Source organism: Verminephrobacter aporrectodeae subsp. tuberculatae (genome assembly GCF_026127385.1).
Taxonomy (GTDB): domain Bacteria; phylum Pseudomonadota; class Gammaproteobacteria; order Burkholderiales; family Burkholderiaceae_C; genus Acidovorax; species Acidovorax aporrectodeae.
Genome location: NZ_QZCX01000001.1, coordinates 1,148,862 through 1,167,620, shown reverse-complemented (window position 1 = coordinate 1,167,620; position 18,759 = coordinate 1,148,862). Strand labels below are relative to the sequence as shown.

The 18,759-nt window shown below is 66.3% G+C and carries 21 protein-coding genes; all 21 read right to left on the bottom strand.

The window, feature by feature from the left end:
- Positions 1 to 36 precede the first annotated feature (36 nt).
- Positions 37 to 954 (bottom strand): polysaccharide deacetylase family protein, encoded by a 918-nt coding sequence (locus D5041_RS04965; RefSeq protein WP_265284009.1) that lies wholly within the window; start codon positions 952 to 954, stop codon positions 37 to 39.
- 11 nt (positions 955 to 965) lie between these two features.
- Positions 966 to 1,934 (bottom strand): agmatinase, encoded by a 969-nt coding sequence (speB, locus tag D5041_RS04960; protein ID WP_265258605.1) that lies wholly within the window; start codon positions 1,932 to 1,934, stop codon positions 966 to 968.
- Between the two features lie 13 nt (positions 1,935 to 1,947).
- Positions 1,948 to 2,583: a cupin domain-containing protein gene (locus D5041_RS04955; protein WP_265284007.1), complete on the bottom strand. Its 636-nt coding sequence runs from the start codon at positions 2,581 to 2,583 to the stop codon at positions 1,948 to 1,950.
- Positions 2,584 to 2,586: 3 nt separating this feature from the next.
- Positions 2,587 to 3,507: an ABC transporter permease gene (locus D5041_RS04950; RefSeq protein WP_265258607.1), complete on the bottom strand. Its 921-nt coding sequence runs from the start codon at positions 3,505 to 3,507 to the stop codon at positions 2,587 to 2,589.
- Positions 3,504 to 4,550 carry an ABC transporter permease gene (locus D5041_RS04945; protein WP_265258608.1) on the bottom strand — a complete coding sequence of 349 codons (1,047 nt, stop codon included), beginning with the start codon at positions 4,548 to 4,550 and terminating at the stop codon, positions 3,504 to 3,506. The genes D5041_RS04950 and D5041_RS04945 overlap by 4 nt, the downstream gene beginning before the upstream one ends.
- Entirely contained in the window at positions 4,547 to 6,091 is a 1,545-nt protein-coding gene (locus D5041_RS04940; RefSeq protein ID WP_265258609.1) for an ABC transporter ATP-binding protein, read from the bottom strand. The genes D5041_RS04945 and D5041_RS04940 overlap by 4 nt, the downstream gene beginning before the upstream one ends.
- Positions 6,088 to 7,041 carry a BMP family protein gene (locus tag D5041_RS04935; protein ID WP_265258610.1) on the bottom strand — a complete coding sequence of 318 codons (954 nt, stop codon included), beginning with the start codon at positions 7,039 to 7,041 and terminating at the stop codon, positions 6,088 to 6,090. Before D5041_RS04935 ends, D5041_RS04940 begins: the two co-directional genes overlap by 4 nt.
- Before the next feature lie 65 nt (positions 7,042 to 7,106).
- Positions 7,107 to 7,787, bottom strand: a complete 681-nt coding sequence (locus tag D5041_RS04930; protein ID WP_265284006.1) for an IS630 family transposase — start codon at positions 7,785 to 7,787, stop codon at positions 7,107 to 7,109.
- Positions 7,784 to 8,209, bottom strand: a complete 426-nt coding sequence (locus tag D5041_RS04925; protein WP_265256950.1) for a helix-turn-helix domain-containing protein — start codon at positions 8,207 to 8,209, stop codon at positions 7,784 to 7,786. Before D5041_RS04925 ends, D5041_RS04930 begins: the two co-directional genes overlap by 4 nt.
- A gap of 42 nt (positions 8,210 to 8,251) precedes the next feature.
- Positions 8,252 to 8,485, bottom strand: coding sequence for an ABC transporter permease family protein (locus D5041_RS04920; protein WP_265284005.1), 234 nt, complete (start codon positions 8,483 to 8,485; stop codon positions 8,252 to 8,254).
- Positions 8,486 to 8,499: 14 nt separating this feature from the next.
- On the bottom strand, positions 8,500 to 9,336 hold the full coding sequence (locus tag D5041_RS04915) for a transporter substrate-binding domain-containing protein (protein ID WP_265284004.1): 837 nt from the start codon (positions 9,334 to 9,336) through the stop codon (positions 8,500 to 8,502).
- A gap of 199 nt (positions 9,337 to 9,535) precedes the next feature.
- A complete protein-coding gene (locus D5041_RS04910; RefSeq protein WP_265284003.1) occupies positions 9,536 to 10,069 on the bottom strand; it encodes an IS66 family transposase in 534 nt (177 codons plus the stop codon).
- Between the two features lie 163 nt (positions 10,070 to 10,232).
- Positions 10,233 to 11,531 carry an IS256 family transposase gene (locus tag D5041_RS04905; protein WP_265284376.1) on the bottom strand — a complete coding sequence of 433 codons (1,299 nt, stop codon included), beginning with the start codon at positions 11,529 to 11,531 and terminating at the stop codon, positions 10,233 to 10,235.
- Between the two features lie 100 nt (positions 11,532 to 11,631).
- Positions 11,632 to 12,036: an IS66 family transposase gene (locus D5041_RS04900; RefSeq protein ID WP_407702225.1), complete on the bottom strand. Its 405-nt coding sequence runs from the start codon at positions 12,034 to 12,036 to the stop codon at positions 11,632 to 11,634.
- A gap of 29 nt (positions 12,037 to 12,065) precedes the next feature.
- On the bottom strand, positions 12,066 to 13,217 hold the full coding sequence (locus tag D5041_RS04895; RefSeq protein WP_265284001.1) for a zeta toxin family protein: 1,152 nt from the start codon (positions 13,215 to 13,217) through the stop codon (positions 12,066 to 12,068).
- 61 nt (positions 13,218 to 13,278) lie between these two features.
- Complete coding sequence (locus D5041_RS04890; protein ID WP_010099839.1) at positions 13,279 to 13,554, bottom strand: hypothetical protein; 276 nt, start codon at positions 13,552 to 13,554, stop codon at positions 13,279 to 13,281.
- Positions 13,555 to 13,609: 55 nt separating this feature from the next.
- The gene (gene cobT, locus D5041_RS04885) at positions 13,610 to 14,683 is read right to left on the bottom strand and encodes a nicotinate-nucleotide--dimethylbenzimidazole phosphoribosyltransferase (protein WP_265283999.1); all 1,074 of its coding nucleotides are present in this window, start codon (positions 14,681 to 14,683) and stop codon (positions 13,610 to 13,612) included.
- A 31-nt stretch (positions 14,684 to 14,714) separates the two neighbouring features.
- Positions 14,715 to 16,181, bottom strand: a complete 1,467-nt coding sequence (locus tag D5041_RS04880; protein WP_265283998.1) for a cobyric acid synthase — start codon at positions 16,179 to 16,181, stop codon at positions 14,715 to 14,717.
- Positions 16,182 to 16,235: 54 nt separating this feature from the next.
- Positions 16,236 to 16,856 (bottom strand): cob(I)yrinic acid a,c-diamide adenosyltransferase, encoded by a 621-nt coding sequence (gene cobO / locus D5041_RS04875; RefSeq protein ID WP_265282448.1) that lies wholly within the window; start codon positions 16,854 to 16,856, stop codon positions 16,236 to 16,238.
- Positions 16,853 to 17,686: an ABC transporter ATP-binding protein gene (locus D5041_RS04870; RefSeq protein WP_265282447.1), complete on the bottom strand. Its 834-nt coding sequence runs from the start codon at positions 17,684 to 17,686 to the stop codon at positions 16,853 to 16,855. Before D5041_RS04870 ends, cobO begins: the two co-directional genes overlap by 4 nt.
- A complete protein-coding gene (locus D5041_RS04865) occupies positions 17,683 to 18,720 on the bottom strand; it encodes a FecCD family ABC transporter permease (RefSeq protein ID WP_265283997.1) in 1,038 nt (345 codons plus the stop codon). Before D5041_RS04865 ends, D5041_RS04870 begins: the two co-directional genes overlap by 4 nt.
- Positions 18,721 to 18,759 lie beyond the last annotated feature (39 nt).

Sequence of the window (18,759 nt, the reverse complement as noted above, 5' to 3'; positions counted from 1 at the left end):
CAATGCCGGCATCATCCCCTTGCCGCGACACTGTTCTCATCCAGATCGTCGCGCCACACCCCTGCCTGATATGGCCGGCAATCCCTCCGTCTCACCATAGCGCTCGGTGCGCGGCGTCCAGCGCCCTTCGTCGATGCACTGGCGGACATGGCGGGCAATGTCGCACAGGGGCGCGAACCACACGCCGCCCTTGTCGATCATCTGCTCGATCATGCGGTGCGTCTGGCGCCAGCGCGCGAGCCGCCCGGACAGGAAGGGGTGCCACACCGGGATCCACATGCCGCCGTATTCCCAGGCCGCCTCGAACTCCTGCCACCAGTTCTGCCACGCGAAGGCCGGCGCCTGGATCGGCATCTGGAAGCCAAACTCCGTGCTGTGCATAAAAGGAGGCCAATCGTCCATGCCCCAGTGGGTGGGCAGTTCGAGCAACTCGCCCCGCTGGGCGCGCAGCAGGTAGGGCACGTCGTCGCCCATCAACGAGGCGTCGTATGCGATACCGGCTTCGAGCAGCAGATCGGTCGAGCGGTGCGAGTAGTTGTACAGCGGCGCACGCCAGCCCACGGGCTTGATGCCGGTGATTTTCTCGACCGAGGCCAGGCTGTGGTGCAGCCAGAAGCGCTCGTGTTCGTCGGACAGCTCATTGGGGTGCTCGTGCAGCCAGCCATGCCCCGCCACCTCGTGGCCGTCCTTCACCATCGCCTCGACCGCATGCGGATAGCGCTCGGCGCACCAGCCGGGCACGAAGAAGGTCTGCTTGATGCCGAAGTGGCGGTAGCTTTCCAGGATGCGGGGCACACCCACCTGCGGGCCATAGCGCAACTGCGACGCCGTGGACACCATGGTGTGCGCCTTGTCCGGGTAGGAGAGGTGCAGGAGGCTTTCGGCGTCCATGTCGAACGTGAAGGCCACGGCGCAGCGGGCACCGTTGGGCCAGGGTACGGGGTTGCTGATCATGGGTGCCCCCTTCAGGCCATGCGCCGGTGGTGAAAGATGTATCCCAGGCTGTTGAGCAGCAACTGGGCGGCCAGGATCGAGGTGATGCCGGAGGGGTCGTAGGCAGGCGCGACCTCGACGAGGTCCATGCCGACGATGTTGCCGCGGCTGCGCAGCGAGAGCGCCTGGATGATTTCGAGCACCTCGTAGTACAAAAAGCCGCCATGGCTGGGCGTGCCCGTGCCGGGCGCGATCGAGGGGTCGAAACCGTCGATGTCGACCGTGATGTAGTAGGCGACATCTTGCGGGATGAGTGCCAGCACCTGTTCCGTGCCCAAGCGCCGCACGTCACGCACCGACAGGATGCGCGAGCCGGCGGCGATGGCGTCCTGGTAGTCCGCGCGGTTGGACGAGGACACGTTGCGGATGCCGATCTGCGTCATCCCCACGATGTGGTCCAGCTCGGAGGCGCGGCGCAGCGGGCTGCCGTGGCCGTAGCGCACGCCGTGGCGCTCGTCGACGAAATCGAGGTGGGCGTCGATGTGCAGGATGTGGATCGGCCCACGGCCTTCGAAGGCCTTGATCACGGGGGCGTGGATCGAGTGGTCACCGCCCAGCACCAGCGGAAAAGCGCCCCTCTCCAGCAGCTTGCGTACCGCCATCTCGACGTTGGCGTGGCTTTGCTGCATGTCGGTGTGGACGATGTCGGCATCGCCCACATCAACGATGCGTAGGTCCTCGCGGGTCAGGTAGAGGATGTCGTCCTCGAAGTCGTAGGCACCGGCGTGCCCGAAGGAGAACAGCGTCGAGGCCTCGCGGATGGCCCGGGGACCAAAGCGCGCGCCCGAGCGCCACTGCGTGCCCATGTCGTTGGGCGCGCCCAGGACGGCGACGTCCGCATCGATGGCATCCCAGTCGACGCAGACGGGGGACTTGGCAAAGGTGCTGTGCCCCACAAAAGGCAAATTCAATCGTCCGGTCTCGTAAGTGTTCGTTGTCATGCATGTACTCCGTTCAGAAAGTGGGGGGCGTGTTGACCCAGATGACGCGGGCCTCGGTCTGCCCCAGATTGCGATAAGAATGCGGCAGCTCGCTGCGGAAATGGAAGCTGTCGTTCGGGCCGAGCACGTAGACCTCATCGCCCACGCACAGCTCGACGCTGCCAGACAGCACGTAGCCGAGTTCTTCGCCCGCATGCGAGATCTGCTCTTCGCTGCTCTCCTTGGGGCCGATGATGTAGACATCGGCCTGCAGCAGCAGACCCGGTTGCGGCAGCACCAGGCGCTCCAGGCTGATGCCTGTGTGCCCACGGCGCGCGCCGAAGGTGATGCGCGGGCGGCTGCCCGCCACCATCACGGGCGACTCGACCACTGGCTGCGGCGACGTCAGCTCGCCCACGTTGGTGCCCAGCACGCTGGCGAGCTTGTGCAGGGCGCTCAACGAGGGCGCGGCCAGGCCCCGCTCCACCTTGGAGAGCATGGACTCGGACCAGCCCGCCTCATCGGCCAGCGCCTTGAGCGTCAGCGCGCGCAGCATGCGGGCATGCTTGATGCGCATGCCGACCGCGCGCAGGATGCTGTCCTGCTCGTTTACCAGAGGCGCCGTCTTGGGCAGAACGGGGACTTTCTTTTTCTCGGGGGTACGGCTCATTGGCTATCGGGTGGAACGTTGATAAGGTTGACCAACGGCGTGGGGAGGCGACGAACGCCCCATCAGGCCGACCAGGGCGAGCAGCGCCGCCATATAGGGCAAGGCCACGAACAGCTGGTAAGGCAGGCCGGGCTGAGAAAACTGCAGCTTGAGCTGCAAGGCATCGAACCCGCCAAAGAATACCGCCGCCAGCAGCGCGCCCCACAGGCTCCAGCGGCCCAGGATCACCGCCGCCAGCGCAATGAAGCCCTTGCCGGCGGTCATGTGTTCGGAGAACAGAAACACCTGGCTCAGCACAATGAAGCAGCCGCCCAGCGAGGCACAGACTGAGGCCACCACGACCGCCATCCAGCGGGTGCGCTGCACATCGATGCCGTTGGCGTCGGCACACCGGGGCGCTTCGCCCACCGCGCGCAAGGCGAGGCCCGCGTGGGTGCGGTGCAGCCACCACCAGAGGGCCACGGCCAGCACAGGCAGCGCCGTCATCAAGGGCGGCTGGGCGAAGAAGGCTGGCCCCAGCAGGGGCACGCCCGCCAGCGCGGGAAACCACGGATCAACCAAGCCCGGCAAGTGCAAGGTATTGGCTTGGCCGGAAAATGCGATGCGCGAGAGATAGGCCGTGAGGCCAATCACCAGCAGGTTGACCGAGATGCCGCAGACGATCTGCGGCAAGCGCAGGCTGACCGTCATCGCGGCCAGCAGAGCGCCCACGAGCACCCCAGCCAGCATGCCCGCCAACAGCCCCACCATCGCGCCGCCATGGAAGGCGCCGAGCGCGGCCCCAAAACAGCCCGCGAGCATCGCGCCTTCCAGCGCCACGTGGTAGACGCCCGCGCGCTCGGCCACGGCCCCGCCCAGCGCGGCGTAGGCCACCGGCACCGACAGGCGCAGGGCCGTCGCCGTGAATTCATCGAGCGCCATCATGCGAGTCCCTTTTTCGTCTGTCGGGCACCCATGCGGGCCCAGGTGAAGCGGATCGTTGGCAGCGCCGCGGACACCGTGATGCACAGGATGATGAGCCCTTGCAAGGCCTCGACCAGGCTCACCGGCAGACCGGTGGCGCGCTGCATGGCATTGGCTCCTACCTTCAGCCCCGCGAGAAAGATGCCGGCCAAGGCAGCGGCGGCCGGTTGCGCCGCGCCGAGCATCGCGGCGATCACGCCGTCATAGCCGAAGCTACCCATGAAACCTTGAAAAAGCTGGTACTTCACGCCCAGCACCTCGAAGGCCCCGGTCAAGCCGGCACAGGCCCCGGCCACGCCGAAGGTGGCGAGGGTCTGGCGCGCGGGCGACAGGCCCGCGTACCGCGCGGCCTGCGGGCTGAGCGACACGATGCGCGCCGACATGCCGATGCTGCCCTGGCTGTAGACCCACTGGAACACCACGGCCAGCCCGATGGCCAGCCAGATGCCGGCGTGGGCACTCCAGCCTGGCAGGGCGCTAGGCAGCCAGGTGCCGTCGGGCAGCTCGGCAGAGTAGGGATAAGGTGCGCCGGGCGCCATCAGCGGGCCCGACACCGCCCAACTCAGCAGGGTGGCCGCCACGTAGTTCAGCAGCAAGGTGCTGATGACTTCGTTGACGCCACGGGCCACCTTCATGGCCGCCGCGATGCTCGCCCAGCAGGCCCCGCCGAGCGCCCCGGCCAGCGTGCAGGCGCCGATGGCCAGCACGGGATGCACACCCTCCATTTGCAGGCCCGCCAGCGTGGCGAACAGGCCGCCCATGGCCATCTGCCCTTCGCCGCCCAGGTTGAACAGGCCCAGGCGCAGCGGCAGCGCCACGGCCAGCGCAGTCAGAATGATCGGACACGCCTTGATCAGCACGGCATCCCAGCCTTCCTGGTTACCGAAGGCGCCCCACAGCAAGGCCTGGTAGACGGTGGCGACCTCGCCCCCGCCCAGGACGATCAGGCCCGAGCCCAGCACCAGGGCCAGCAGCAGCCCCGCCACGATGCGCAGCGTGCTCATGCGGCCCCCGCCATCAGCTCGCCGATGCGCGCCTGCGCCTCGGCCTTGGGCAACTGGCCGCAGCCCACCTCGCCGGTGATCCGGCCACGGGACAGCACCACGATGCGGTCACAGTGGTCGAGCAGGTGTTCGAGTTCGGTGGAGATATACAAAATGGCGGCCCCCTGGAGTTGTTGCGCGCGCAGGGCCTCGTGCACGGCGCGCGTGCTCAGCAGGTCAAGGCCTTTGCAAGGTTGAGACACCACGATGGCCCGGGGCGATCCGGACAGCTCGCGCGCCAGCACGATCTTCTGCTGGTTGCCGCCGGACAGCCAGCGCGTGCGCTGCGAGGCATCGCGGGCTTTGATGTCGTATTGGTCCATCGCCACGCGGCCCGCCTGCAGCATGGGCTGACGGCGCAGGCGCCCGATGCGGGACACCCAGGGCCGGCGCTGAAAGTCGTGCAAGCGCAGGTTCTCCGCCACTGACAGATCCAGCACCAGCCCGGTGTGGTGGCGGTCTTCAGGGATGTAGGCCAGGCCCAGGTTGCGCCGGGCGCGCGCGCTGAGCGGGTGCACGTCCGTGCCGCACAAACGGATGTGGCCAGCGCTCGGCGCCACCAGGCCCGCCAGCGCATCAGCCAGCGCCTGTTGGCCGTTGCCATCCACACCGGCCACACCGACGATCTCGCCTTGGTGCACGGACAAGGTCACGCCCTGCAGCGGCGCGCGCCCCTCGCCGGGCGGCACCATGACCGCGTCGTAGGCGATGACCACATCACCACGAGTGAGGGCCGGTGTGCGCGCGGGCGAGGGCTGCGCCACATCCATGGCCTCGCTGCCCACCATGCACCGCGCCAGTTCGCTGGCCTGCGCGCCCCGCATCGGACGGCACACCACCACCCGGCCGCCGCGCAGCACGGTGATCCGGTCGGCCACCTCCGCCACCTCGTCGAGCTTGTGGGTGATGAGCACGATCGCCCGGCCCGCGTCCGCCAGGCGGCGCAGCGTGAGCAACAGCGGTTTGACTTCCTGCGGCGCCAGCACGCTGGTGGGTTCGTCCAGGATCAGCACTTCGGCCTGGCGGTGCAGCAGCTTGAGGATTTCGACCCGCTGGCGCTCCCCGGGCGAGAGATTTTCGACGGCGGCCCAGGGATCGACCGTGAACCCGGATTCGGCGGCCAGCGCCTGGAGTTGTGACGCCAGTTCGGCCAGCGGCACACGGCCCAACCCGCGTTGCAGGCCCAGTGCGATGTTCTCGACCACCGATACCCGTTCCACCAGCATGCTGTGCTGGTGGACCATGCCGATGCGCGCCTCGGCGGCATCCTGCGGCCCCATGAAGCGCACAGGCAGGCCATCGCGTTCCAGCTGACCGCCAGAGGGCTGCTGCAGGCCGATCAGCACGTTCATCAGCGTGCTCTTGCCCGCGCCGTTCTCGCCCAGCACGGCGTGGACCTCGCCCGCGCACAGGGCCAGATCCACGCGGTCATTCGCCACGAAATCGCCGTAGCGCACCGTGAGCTGCTTGGCCTCAAGCCGGATCGCGGGCGTGCTGGTCATGGCTTGGGCCAGGCGGCGACCAGTTCATCGACCTGCTTGCGCACGTCGGCCGGCACGGCGGGGCCGTAGGTGCCCAGGCGCGCGACACGGGGGTCGGGGCGGCCGATGCCAAAGGTGTGAACCACCGACTTGAGCGTGCCGCCCGCGTACTCGCGCGCGATGTCGAGCATGCCGGCACGGATGTCGACGATGGCCGACTGGATCACGGTGTCGGGCCAGTCCTTGATAGCGTCGTAATAGATGCCAAAGGCCGAGACCTTTTTCTCACGCGTGGCCTGCAGGCTGCCGATCACGGCGTTGTCCATGGTCGGGAAGATCACGTCGGCACCCTGCGCGATCTGCGCGAAGGCAGCTTCCTTGCCCTTGGCGACGTCGTCCCAGTCGTTGGTGTAGATCGCCAGCACCTGCCCCTGCGGCTGCACCTTGAGGAAGGCCTCTTTGAACCCCGCCTCGATCTCGGTGGTCATGCGGATGCGTTGCGCACCGATGACGCCGGCCTTGCCCGTCTTCGTCATACGGGCCGCGAGATGGCCCAGCACGGCGCCGAACTGGCGGTAGTCGAACGTGATGGAGGCGAAGTTCGGGCCGCTGACGTAGCCGTTGTTCACGATGAACTGCGTATTCGGGAATCGCTTGGCAATGCGGCTGGTGGACTCCTGGAACTCGCCACCATGGCCGAACACCAAGTTGAAGCCGCGCCGGGCGTAGTCGGCCAGGGCTTCGGCCTGGTCGGGCTGGGCCACCTTCTCGCTGAAAGCCACGGTCACGCCCAGTTCTTTCTCGATGAGCTTGATGCCTTCGTAACCAGCCTGGTTCCAAGACTTGTCCGTGATGTTGCCCGGCATGACGATGGCGATCTTGGGCTTGGCGCCCTGCGCCCGCACTGACCAAGGGAGCGCCAGGCATGAGCCCATGGCACCCAGAAGAATTCCGCGTCGGCTTCTATTCACTTTCATTCCTTTCAAGTTACTTCAACAACAAAGACTGATGACCAACTAGTACAGACGCCTAGGAGTTATGAAACATAATGGCGTCCCAATTTTTCATCCGCATCCTGCCGCGTGAACTTCCACTCAATGGTTCGCCGCTGAGCGTTTCTAGCCTGCTGCCACGCATCGACTTCGTCTCGCAGAAATTCTCGACTGCCCATCCGTCGGTCCAAGCACTGACGACTCAGGACGCTGATTTCAACCTCGGCCATGTTCAGCCAACTGGCGTGTTTGGGGGTGTAGTGAAAGTCCACTCGGCGCAAGAGCTTGTCTGCCGCTGTCTTGCCCAGCACGTCCTCGAAGGACTTTCTGAAGTGTGTGTTCAGATTGTCCAAAACCAGATGAACCCGGCGCGCATTGGCGTAGTTGTTCGTCAGCAACTCTTGGACGAACGCTACGAAATCCACCTTGCACCGGCGTTCAGTCACCGTGACTACGCGCCTGCCTGCCTTGGGTTCGACAGCCACAAACAGATTGCTCGTGCCCTTACGCACATATTCGTAGTCCACCTTGGCAGGACTGCCCCGATCCATCGGCAGCGGTGCACGGCTGTGCTCGACGAGTTGAAGACTCTTCTCGTCGATGCAGATCACTGGCTCAGTTGCCCGCAGCGGCTTGGCGTACAGCCTAAGCACGTTGTACATGCGCCGCCGGTACTCTTGCGTCAGCAGGCCGATGCACCACATCACCCTGCGCCAGGGTTTCAAGTAGTTTTTTTTAGTATGCGTCGCACGGTATCCCGACCCATGCAACTGAGGCCAGGCTCTTGGCGTATAGCGTGTTCGAGCTCCATCAGCGTCCAGCGGTTGCGCCCCGAAGGAGGTGCCGAACAAGCCAGCGCCACCACCCGCGCTTCGTCGTCCGTGTCGTACTTGCAAGGCCCACCTGAGCGCTTCAAATCGAACAGCGCCAACGTTAGTCCACCTTCCAGATACGCCAAGCGTGTGCGCCACACAGTGGTCCTCCCTATCCCCAGCACGGCCATGATCTGGGACTCCGGAACGTTCTGATCTAAGCACCACAGCACATGCGCACGGTTGACCTCTCGCGAATGATGCAGTCCCTTGCTGCGCATCTTGCCCACCGTTTTGCGGTCTTTGTTGGTCAAGTGCAGTTCGGTCTGGCGCATAGCAACACCCCTGGTCATCAATTGGTGATCGCATGATTTTACTCATGTTCCATGAATCCTAGGCGTCGGTACTAGCAGCGGCGTGCCGCGCATGAAGCTCACATAGACCACCACGGCCCAGGCCAGCGGGCCGCGCCCCTGCCGCAGCTGCGCCAGCCCCAGCAACACGGCCCCGCCCGCCAGCCCCAGCACAATGGCCAGGGCCGACACGAGCAGCATGGTGCCCGCGCCCTGCAGCATCAGCGGCAGGTAGGCGGCCAGTCCTTCGGCGTTCACTCGACCTTCCCCGCTTACATCGTGGGTTCGGGCAGCTTGTCGGTAGGCGTCTGCATGGTGAAGCCGAACCACTTCTGCTGCAACTCGGTCATCTTGCCGCTGCGCTGGGCCTCGGCGATGCCCTTGTTGAAGTAGGCGACCAGCGGGGCACTGTCGGCGTCCTTGCGGCCCACCCAGGCGAAGTAGCTCTTGGGGCCGATGGGGCCGGGCACCAGGGCGTAGGTATCGCCGCGCGTCTTGACCAGCGTAGCCAGGTTGGCCAGCGACTGGGCCACGGCGTCGAGGCGGCCTGCGGCCAAGTCGGCATAGGCCTCGTCGAAGCTCACGTATTCGCGGATGTTGATGGCTGGCTTGCCCTCGGCCTTGAGCTGGGCCGCGTAGGCCTGCAGCGCCTTGAGCTGGGCCGAGCCCACCGTCTTGCCCGCAACGGCGGCCGGCACGGCCAGGGCCGCGTCGGTCTTGCGGCGCACCAGCGCGGTGGTGGCATCGGCGATCGGAATAGTGAAGGCGAACTTGTCGGCGCGCTCCTTGATCACGCTGACGGAGGTGATGATGAAGTCGAACCGCCGCGTGGCCAGGCCGGGCAGGATGCCCTGGAACGGCACGTCCAGCTGTTTGACCTTCACGCCAGGCAGACCGGCCAGCACATGGTGCATCAGGTCGGGGCCGTAGCCCACGATCTTGCCGTCCTGCACGAACTCGAACGGCGCGAACTGGGCTTCGGTGCCCACGACAATTTCCTTCTTGGCCTGGACGCCCTCCAGCAGGTTTTGCGCCTGGGCGCTGGCGGCCATCAGCAGGCCAGCGGCAACAAGGCTCAGCTGGGTCAACACGATACGGCAGTTGGTCATCACGGGTCTTTCTGGATCAAGGGGGAAGTCAGTCGCTTCCCGGGCAATGCGCGCCTCTCGGCATCGTCGTGATCGCGTCATGCAAGTCACTTGCATAAACTGAAAGCATATTGCATGCCAACCAGAAAGCCCCGGAATGCGCGTGTGTGGGGCAGGTTGTGTCGGGTAGAACGTGTTTACGTGCTTAGATCGTGACTATTCAGCCGCTACCGACAAACTCCATAGGAGCGTCATTGAACGCCGCCCGTAATGCATCAAGCCTGCCCACCCCATGCTTGCGCGCAGTGTCCGGATAGGAGCGGATCGTGCAGAAGCTTTGTGCCCCGGCAAAGGTGCGAAAGCAACCGGAGATTTTTTGCTTGACCTTGGGCATCCGGATGGCCCGCTCGGCCAAGTTGTTCGTGAAAGGCACCGACTCATGATCGCGCAGGCGTCGCAGCAAATTGAACGCATCCGACTGCTTGGCCCGTCCGCGTTTGCCCTGCTCCTTGACGCGCTGCGGGTTGAGCGCTTGCCCCTCATCCAACAGGGCACGGTAGCGCCCTATCCAACGCAGTACTTGGCGTGACGGCACCGCTGTGATTCCCTGTGTGCGGGCCCGTTCGCAGCCTCGATGCGCTGCCAGCAGCATGTCCATCATGCGTTGCGGCCAAGCTTGACCACTGCTCTGGGCCAAGAAGGTCAGCTCGCGCAGCAGGTGCGCATTGCACAACGCATGCACGCATGCACGCATTGGATCAACCAGTATGGCGCCCAGCAGTCATGCACCAGCACACCAACGTAGTCCTTCAGAACACCGAACGCATTGACTGCCTCGATGCCCCGCTTGGGATGTACGCCATACCAAGTGGCGATGTCCCCCAGATAGTTGCAACCTGTGACGGCGGGGCGTGAGATTATGCGGCCTCCCTTGGCTCGGCAAGGTCAGAGTCGGAGTTGCGGCGGCCCAATGCAGTCTCCAGTATCCAGAGGTCCCTGACCCCCTGGATCTTGCGAAACGACTTCTGTGCCTCGATGAACCCTGCAGCCGTCCAGCGCAGCGCCATGTCGGCATCGCGATAGCGCGTGACGCGCCGGCTCGTGCGCCGCACGATGCCGTTGGGATTCTCGATAATGTTGGTCGTGCACAGGCACCGCGTGAGCGAAGGCGGCAGGCCCAGGGCATTGACGGTGAAGGTTTCCTCCAAGCCCTCCAGCAACAACGCAGCCGCGCCGGCATGCTCGCGCTGCAGCCACTGCGCCTGCTTTTGCAGCTTGGCCATGCCCTCTTTGGCGCCCAGCTTGTAGGCGGCCGTCATCACCGCCTTGGTCTGCGCGGCCTCGGTCTTGGGCAACCGCTCCAGGACATTGCGCAGCTTGTGCGTGCGGCAACGCTGAACACGTGCTTGCTTGCCGAACATTTCGTCGATGGCGCTACGCAGCGCCTTGGAGCCGTCGATCACGAACAGGTACGACAGCGTGGCGTCGAGTCCGCGCTCGATCAGTCGGCGCAGCAGGTCCTTGACCACCTGCGCGTTCTCGCTGGCCCCCAGGCTCAGGCCCAGCAGATGCTTGTCGCCGGCATCGTCCACGCCCAGCGCGGCGATGATATGGTGGCCGTTCACGATGATGCCATCGATGTAGATCACCAGCACCTTCAGATCGATCAGGCTGCGCTCGTTGAACTGGGCCAGTTGCGCGGCGCTGGCCTCCACGAAGTGCCCAGAGACGGCGCTCTTGGATACCCCCACCGTGCCCGCTGCCTCGGGCAGCACCTGCGCGTAGCGACGCGTGGAGACGCCTGCAATGAGAATATCGCGCACGCGCGTCGCAGCATCCGCATGGTTGCGCAGCCGCTCATAGGCCGGCACTCGCACCTCGCGCCCGTTCTTGTCGCGCAGCCGTGGACGCTGCACGCGCAACTGCCGCTCGGCCAAGCCAATCACGCCGCGCTGGGCGCCGTGCCACAGCACCGGCCCCGCCTCGCGACCACGTTGCTTGGCACCAGCGAGGTCCTGCGCTGAAAGCACCAGCAGTTGCTCGACCAGACCAACGGCCGCTTCATGCATCAGCTCCTCGATGCTCGCTCGCGCTCCTTCGATCAACTCCAGCATCGGCAACAGCGCTTGGCCGCTGTCGGCCAGCACCCGCTTGACCTGTGCCCTGTCGTTGCGATGCACGACCTTCAGATTGCTCTTTGACTTACGATCCTTCATGGCGGTTTCTTTCGGTTCTTCAGTTGAAGTTGGCAAATCCGATTCTGTCGAATTCGCCGGAAACCGCCGCCTCAAGTTCCAACTACGACTGGGACATCGCCTACCAAGTGTGCGTCGGGGTGACGCTGGTGTGCAGCCACTGCAATTTGGCCTGTACGCGCAGACCCGATTCATCGACATGAACCACGGGCGATTGGCTCACCTGCTGCGCTATGGCTTGGACCGAGGGGCTGAGCAACGCGTCGGCCTCGCGCGTCCATCCATACAGCGTGCCCGGTGAGATGTCCAACTGGTACAGGTCAGCCATCAACTCGCTGGTGCGCGCATAGGGCAGCAGCTGACCTTGTGTGAAGTGCACCGCTACGGCACGTATGTTGGGGCCGTACTGCACATGCTCGGTCACCTTCTCGGGAAAGCGGCTCTCGTGCAATTTGCCGCACTGACAGACCAAGCTCAGCGTTCGGTACTCCGTGACCTCATGGCGGGGAACGGGGATATCGAGCACCTGACGGCGCTCCTGTACTTGCGCTTGGCCTACAGGCAATGCTGCATGACAGGCATCGCAGTGCTCAGGCAGTTTTGCTCGACGACGTGATCTACAACGGCCGCTTGGCGCAGCGTTTTGCCGGCATGACCGACTTGCCCGCCTGGGCGTTTGCCAGACTTGCGACGCAATGACTGCGTCTTCTTCAGACCATCAGAAGATGGGGGTTTGCTTGAGTTGCGGCTGTTCTTGGACAGACGCGATTCCAACTCAAGTTGGTTCATGGCGTGACCATGAATCCGATCCTTCTGCATGTCATGGAGGCGCTGCATGTGAGCACTAACCATATCCAGGTAGCCACTTGCTGCATCGCGCTGCCTGGCTTGGGATTCAACAGTGCCCCATAGTTCCGTGACCTTGGCCAGCTTGGTATCGGTGAGCTGGCGGCCAGCTGCCAGAGCCTCCAAAGCATTTGACTGCTCGTTCGTTTGAATGGCGCTGTCGTACAGCAACTCGCCGCTTCTGTTGGAAACGCACACACGGTCAAGTTGTGCGGCTATCTTGGCTACCGTACTTTCAAAACCTTGCATGGCCTCGTCGTGGTACTTCTCGCTGACAAAACGCGGATTGTCCATCCCGTTTTGATGTTGCAGTTCGTGGCGTTGATAGATACCAAGCAGACTTTCCTCACGCGACGCCGCCACAGCGAACAACTCGACCGTGTAACCGCGCGCCTGGAGCTTCTGCACAAATTTTCCCATGCCGTCCGGGTTGCGAAAAGTACCTTCTTCCACGATATTGCGTCGTCCCTGCATCGCTTGGTCACGCAGCACAGCCACCAGTCGTCCCGCATCGGCCTGCGTTTGCTCAGAGCTTGGGTTATTTTCACCCACACGGATGCGCTCGCGCATCCGGTCAGCATCAATGTGGAGGTAACCGCCCTGCCCGATCAGTTCGGCTTTCACTACGTCTGCTACTGCACTCTTTCCTGCACCTGGCTGACCACCTACCAAAACGATGATTGGGTATTTCCGGTATGATGACTTGGATTGCCGTTCTGCGAAGTACTTGGTTGCCGTTTCCCGGATTTCGTCTTCGGTCATCGGCTGGTATTCCGCCATAGCGCTCATAGGAATTACGCAAACCAAAATAAACAATCGAGAAAGTAGTTTTTTGTAATTTTTTGTGATGCATGCTTGCATGGTTTTAACTCCACACGTCCGAGTTGCACGCCAGCTGAACCTGGTCTGCGCAAGTCCTGACTCAATCAACCTTGAACAGGGGATTTCCTTTTGTAAGGATGCGCTCAATGGTGTCCAAATCATTGAGCCGCAAATCGTCTTGCAATTCATCGATCGCGGTCAAACGGGTCTCGCAGTAGCGAATGAACACCTGCGATGGTTCTGATTTTTGCTTCTCTTCGTGGATAGCCCGCATAAAGGGCTGGCGACTCTCGCCAAGAATATCCAATGCCACTTCGTACCGGATGCTTTTACTATCTGGACCCAAATCCAACATGGTGTTTCCTTTCATCGTCATACCGTTTTCCTCTTGATTTGCAGGCACTTGCCCCCGCACGCCGCAAGCGCAGAGCCTACCGCGTCCGCTGCGCCACCCCCGCGGCGGCAAAGCTTGCCATCTCACGCAGTAGCGCGCAGGCCGATTGCAGCAGCGGCCAGGCCAGCGCCGCGCCGCTGCCTTCGCCCAGGCGCAGGCCCAGATCCAGCAAGGGCTCTGCCTGCATCTGCGCGAGCATCAGGCGGTGGCCGTGCTCGCCCGAGCGGTGCGCGAACACGCAGCGCTGCAGCACCGCCGGTGCGATGCGGCTGGCCACCAGAACGGCGGCGCCGGTGATGAAGCCATCGACCACGATCACGCGGCGCTCGGCGGCGGCCTGCAGCACGGCGCCGACCAGCGTGGCGACCTCGTAGCCGCCGAGTGCGGCGAGCGCGCTCAGCGGCGCTGCGGCCTGGGGGTTCGCGTCCAGGGCGCGTTGCAGCACGGCGCGTTTGCGCTCCACGCCCGCGGCGTCCAGCCCCGTTCCCGCGCCCGTGCATTCGGCCAGCGGCAGGTCCGCGAGCCGCGCCAGCAGCAGCGACGCGGCGGATGTGTTGCCAATGCCCATCTCGCCCAGCAGCAGGGCATTGCCCGGCAGCTCGCACACGATGTCCCGGCCGTTGGCGAGGGCCTGCGCGCATTCGGCCGCGGTCATCGCCGGGCCCGCGCAAGCGTCCCGCGTGCCCGCTGCCAGCTTGCGCACCAACAGGCGCGGCGCGCCGGGCGGGGCGCTGCTGCTGTCGGCAAAGTCACGCGCCACGCCGCAATCGACCACGGTGAGTTGCAGCCCATGCTGGCGCGCGAGCACGCTCACGGCGGCGCCGCCGGCGAGAAAGTTCTCCACCATCTGCGCGGTCACCTCGCGGGGGAAGGCCGATACGCCGTGCGCCGCCAGGCCGTGGTCGGCGGCGCAGACCAGCAGCTGCGGCCGCACGAGCACGGGAGCCGACGTGCCAAGCACCTGGCCGATGCGCAGGGCCAGCGCCTCGATCCGGCCGAGCGCGCCCGAGGGCTTGGTTTTGTTGTCCAGCAGCTGTTGCAGGTGGGCCGTGAATACGGCGTTGCCGATGTCGGCAATGCCCGGGGACGTGAAATCGGTCAGGGCGTGCATGTTTTGCGCAGGCAAGGAGTGGCTCGGAGCATCAGGCAGCGGGTGCGATCAGCGCCTGCAGAACGCCCGGCGCAAAGCAGCTGTCTGCGACGCGGGCCAGGCCGTCGAACACGGATTCGAGCGTGGGCACTTGGATCGCACAGCGAAACAGTGCCTGCAGCACTGCGGGGTCTTCGAGCAGGCCGTGCAGGTACAGGCCGAGCACGTTGCCCGCGGCGTTTTGCCAGGCCAGGCCGGGAATCAGCTCGCGCGCCGCGTCGCCGCCGGCGACCATGGCCGGGTGCCAGACGGTCTGCCCGTGGTGGATCTCGTAGCCGCTGGCCTGCACGCCCGATAGCGCGGCCCAGGCGCCCTGCAGCGTGGGGAAGCGGACGCGGGTGCGCCGCAGGGTCTTGGTGGGTGCGAAGCGGGTGACCAGCGGCAGCAGGCCCAGGCCGGGTGCATTGCCGTCGATTCCCGCGCTGTCGATGAGCGCCTCGCCAAGCATTTGCAGGCCGCCGCACAGGCCCAGCAGCATGCCGCCGCGCGCGGCATGGGCGGCGATGGCCTGGTCCAGCCCCTGCGCGCGCAGCCAGGCCAGGTCGGCGGCGGTGGCCTTGGAGCCGGGCAGGATGACCCAGTCGCTGGCGCCGAGTCCTGCCAGATCGGCGGGGCTGCGCGCCCACAGCAGGCGCAGGCCGGGCAGGTTTCTGAGCGCCTGGAATTCGTCGAGGTTGCTGATGTGCGGGCAGGTCATCACGGCCACGCTGGTGTGCACGGCACCGGCTGCGCGGCTGCGCTCGTCGAACAGTCCGTCTTCCTCGGGCAGGCCATGGCGCCACTGCATGGGAATGGTGGCCACGGTGGGCACGCCGGTCAGGTCTTGCAGCTTTTGCGGCGCTGGCGCGAGCAGGGCGGCGTCGCCGCGGAACTTGTTCAGCACGAAGCCGTGAATCAGCGCGCGCTGCGCTTCGGGAAGCAGCGCCCAGGTGCCGTAGAGGTGCGCAAAAGCGCCGCCCCGGTCGATGTCGGTCACCAGCAGGCAGCGCGCCTGCGCATGCTGTGCCACGCGCAGGTTCACGATGTCGCTGGCCTGCAGGTTGATCTCGGCGGGCGACCCCGCACCCTCGATCACCAGCAGGTCGTTCTCGGCGCGCAGGGCGTCGAGCGCAGCGGCAATCTGCGGCCACACCCTGGCGCTGCGCGCGTGCCAGGGCATGGCGCCAAGTTCCGCGCTCACCTGCCCCATGCAGACCACCTGGCTGCGCGTGTCGGCCTCAGGCTTGAGCAGCAGCGGGTTCATGCGCACCTCGGGCTCGGCGCGCGCGGCCAGGGCCTGGAAATACTGCGCAGACCCGATCTCGCCCATGGCGCCGCCCGGGCCGGGAACGACCCGGGCGTTGTTGCTCATGTTCTGCGCCTTGAAGGGCGCGACCCGGAGCCCCCGGTCGCTGTACCAGCGGCACAGCGCCGTCGCAAGCCAGCTCTTGCCCGCGCCGCTGCTGGTTCCGAGCAGCATCACGCAACGCGCCGGGGGACGGGGACTGGAATGGTGCGCGGGCATGGCGCGGCGTCAGTCCTCGATGCCGCGCTGCGCGGGAATTCCCGCGTCGAACGCGTGCTTGACCTGGCGCATTTCGGTCACGGTGTCCGCGAGTTCGACGATCTCGGGCGGGCAGCGGCGGCCCGTGAGGCAGACGTGCACGTCGCGCGGGCGTTCGCGCAGCGTTTGCACAACGCCATCGAGCGGCAGCCAGCCGTAGATCAGCGGGTAGGTGATTTCGTCGAGCACGAGCAGGAAGTAGGCGTTCGACAGGATCGCTGCGCGCGCCTTTTCCCAGCCGTCGCGCGCGAGTTGCGCGGAATGTTCCAGGTCCCGGCTCTTCCAGGTGAAGCCGTCGCCCAGGCCCTCGACGGGCAGGCCAATCTGCTCGAACAGGCGGTGCTCGCCAAAGCGCGCCGTGGGCACCTTCATGAATTGGTAGATCTTTACGGCCTTGCCCCGGCCGTGCGCGCGCAGCGCCAGGCCAAAGGCCGCCGTGCTCTTGCCCTTGCCGTCGCCGGTGTTGACGATGACCAGGCCGCGGCGTTCGCCCTCGGCCCTTGCGTGCTGCCCCTCGGTGGGTGCGGGTTCGATCTGCATGGTGTGCTTGTGCTTTCTCGGGAGGAAAACCGTTTCGATGTCGATGTTCATTCCGGGACGGCCGGGGTCGCAGGCCCACTGGGCCCACTCTCCGGGCCGCCCCGCTGCAGCGCCGGCAGCGCCATCCACATGCCGTCCAGCCACCGCACCCGGATGCGCTGCCCGAACACCTGCTCGAGCGCGGCGTGCGTGGCCGGCGCGGCGCAGGCGCCGTGGTGCAGCACGCGGCCGCCGGCGAGCACCAGCATGTCGTCGGCCTGCAGCGCGAACGATATCTCGTGCAGCACGCTCAGCACGGTGCCGCCGGCGTGCGCCAGCGTGCGCATGGTGTGCAGCCAGTCGGTCTGGTGCGGCGGGTCGAGGTTGGCCAGCGGCTCGTCCATCAGCAGCACCGGGGCCTGCACGGCGAGCGCGCGCGCCAGCAGCACGCGCTGGCGCTCGCCGCCCGAGAGCTGCGCCAGCGGCCGCTGGCGCCAGTCCCAGGCCTGCGTGCTGTGCAACGCCTGCGCCACGGCGGCATGGTCCGCCGGGCCCGGCGGCGCGAGCCAGGACTGGTGCGGCAGGCGGCCGAGCATGACGACGTCGTAGCCCGTGAGCTCGTCGGCACCGCCCTCGTTCTGCCCCAGCCAGGCGCGCAAGCGGGCGCGCTCGGGCGCGGGAATCTGCGCCAGCGGGCGCCCGAGCCAGCGCAGCTCGCCCTGCACCGCAGCGCGCGGCAGCAGGCCCGCGAGCGCCTTGAGCAGCGTGGACTTGCCCGCGCCGTTCGGTCCGACGACGCTGGTCCAGCACCCGGCACGCAGTTCCAGGTCGATGCCGTGCAGGACGCGCTGCTTGCCGATGGCCGCGCAGACGCCGCGCGCGCTGATGGCGATCGGCTTCATGCTCCACCCGCCTGCACCGTGCGCCGGTGCATGAGCCACAGCAGGTAGCTGCCGCCGAGCGCCGCCGTGAGAACGCCCACGGGAAGCTCCTGCGGTGCGAGCAGCCAGCGCGCCAGGATGTCCGCGGCCAGCAGCAGCAGCGCGCCCATGAAGCTGGACAGCAGGATGTGGCGCGCGTGCGTCACGCGCACGATGGAGCGCAGCAGGTGCGGCGCGGCCAACCCGACGAAGGCGATCAGCCCGGTCTGCGCCACCGCCACGGCCGTGGCCAGCGCCATCGCGGCCACCAGGCCGGCGCGCATGGGAGTCAGCGGCAGGCCCAGGCTGGCGGCCGTGGCCTCGCCCAGCGTCAGCGCGTCGAGCGCGCGCGCCAGCGTCCAGGCGAGCACGCTGCACAGGCCCCAGGCCGCGGCCATGAGCGCGCAGGCCGCCCAGCCGACAAAGGCCGTGCTGCCCAGCGCAAAGGCGTGCACGGCCCGCAATATGTCGGGCGAGGCCAATTGCACCAGGTCGCGCAGCGCGCCCAGCACCACGCCCACGACCACGCCCGCGAGCAGCAGGCGCAGCGTGTGCTGCACGCCGCGCGCGAGCAGCAGCGTGAGCAGCACGGCGAGCACCGCGCCCGCAAAGGCCATTCCCGCGGTGCCGATGCGCGCCAGCCACGGCGTCGCCAGCGCGGACACGCCGAACCACGCCATGGCCACGGTCACGCCCAGCGCCGCGCCCGAGGCGCTGCCCAGCAGGTACGGGTCGGCCAGCGGGTTGCGAAACAGCCCCTGCGCCACGGCGCCGGCCAGGCCCAGCAGCGCCCCCGCGAGCCAGGCGCCCAGCGTGCGCGGCAGGCGGATGTCGCACACGATCTGCCAAGCCACGGGGTCGGTGCGCATGCGCAGCAGGCTGTCGAACCCCGTGCTGCCCACGCTGGCGCCGCACAGCGCGAGCAGCGCGGCGGCGAGCAGCAGCCAAGTGCCGCACCAGGCTGCGCGGCGCCCCGGTGCATCCCCGGTGGGGGAGGCTGCGCACGCGGGGGTCATGCGGCCTGCCCAAGCCCCACGCGCCCCGCTGCGTGGGGT

What these genes read in the sequence shown, in the direction of transcription:
- D5041_RS04965 (WP_265284009.1), bottom strand. Translation starts at nt 954, where the DNA reads ATGATCAGCAACCCCGTACCCTGGCCCAACGGTGCCCGCTGCGCCGTG.
- speB (WP_265258605.1), bottom strand. Translation starts at nt 1,934, where the DNA reads ATGACAACGAACACTTACGAGACCGGACGATTGAATTTGCCTTTTGTG.
- D5041_RS04955 (WP_265284007.1), bottom strand. Translation starts at nt 2,583, where the DNA reads ATGAGCCGTACCCCCGAGAAAAAGAAAGTCCCCGTTCTGCCCAAGACG.
- D5041_RS04950 (WP_265258607.1), bottom strand. Translation starts at nt 3,507, where the DNA reads ATGATGGCGCTCGATGAATTCACGGCGACGGCCCTGCGCCTGTCGGTG.
- D5041_RS04945 (WP_265258608.1), bottom strand. Translation starts at nt 4,550, where the DNA reads ATGAGCACGCTGCGCATCGTGGCGGGGCTGCTGCTGGCCCTGGTGCTG.
- D5041_RS04940 (WP_265258609.1), bottom strand. Translation starts at nt 6,091, where the DNA reads ATGACCAGCACGCCCGCGATCCGGCTTGAGGCCAAGCAGCTCACGGTG.
- D5041_RS04925 (WP_265256950.1), bottom strand. Translation starts at nt 8,209, where the DNA reads ATGCGCCAGACCGAACTGCACTTGACCAACAAAGACCGCAAAACGGTG.
- D5041_RS04915 (WP_265284004.1), bottom strand. Translation starts at nt 9,336, where the DNA reads ATGACCAACTGCCGTATCGTGTTGACCCAGCTGAGCCTTGTTGCCGCT.
- D5041_RS04910 (WP_265284003.1), bottom strand. Translation starts at nt 10,069, where the DNA reads ATGCGTGCATGCGTGCATGCGTTGTGCAATGCGCACCTGCTGCGCGAG.
- D5041_RS04905 (WP_265284376.1), bottom strand. Translation starts at nt 11,531, where the DNA reads ATGAAGGATCGTAAGTCAAAGAGCAATCTGAAGGTCGTGCATCGCAAC.
- D5041_RS04895 (WP_265284001.1), bottom strand. Translation starts at nt 13,217, where the DNA reads ATGCAAGCATGCATCACAAAAAATTACAAAAAACTACTTTCTCGATTG.
- D5041_RS04890 (WP_010099839.1), bottom strand. Translation starts at nt 13,554, where the DNA reads ATGACGATGAAAGGAAACACCATGTTGGATTTGGGTCCAGATAGTAAA.
- cobT (WP_265283999.1), bottom strand. Translation starts at nt 14,683, where the DNA reads ATGCACGCCCTGACCGATTTCACGTCCCCGGGCATTGCCGACATCGGC.
- D5041_RS04880 (WP_265283998.1), bottom strand. Translation starts at nt 16,181, where the DNA reads ATGCTGCTCGGAACCAGCAGCGGCGCGGGCAAGAGCTGGCTTGCGACG.
- cobO (WP_265282448.1), bottom strand. Translation starts at nt 16,856, where the DNA reads ATGAACATCGACATCGAAACGGTTTTCCTCCCGAGAAAGCACAAGCAC.
- D5041_RS04870 (WP_265282447.1), bottom strand. Translation starts at nt 17,686, where the DNA reads ATGAAGCCGATCGCCATCAGCGCGCGCGGCGTCTGCGCGGCCATCGGC.
- D5041_RS04865 (WP_265283997.1), bottom strand. Translation starts at nt 18,720, where the DNA reads ATGACCCCCGCGTGCGCAGCCTCCCCCACCGGGGATGCACCGGGGCGC.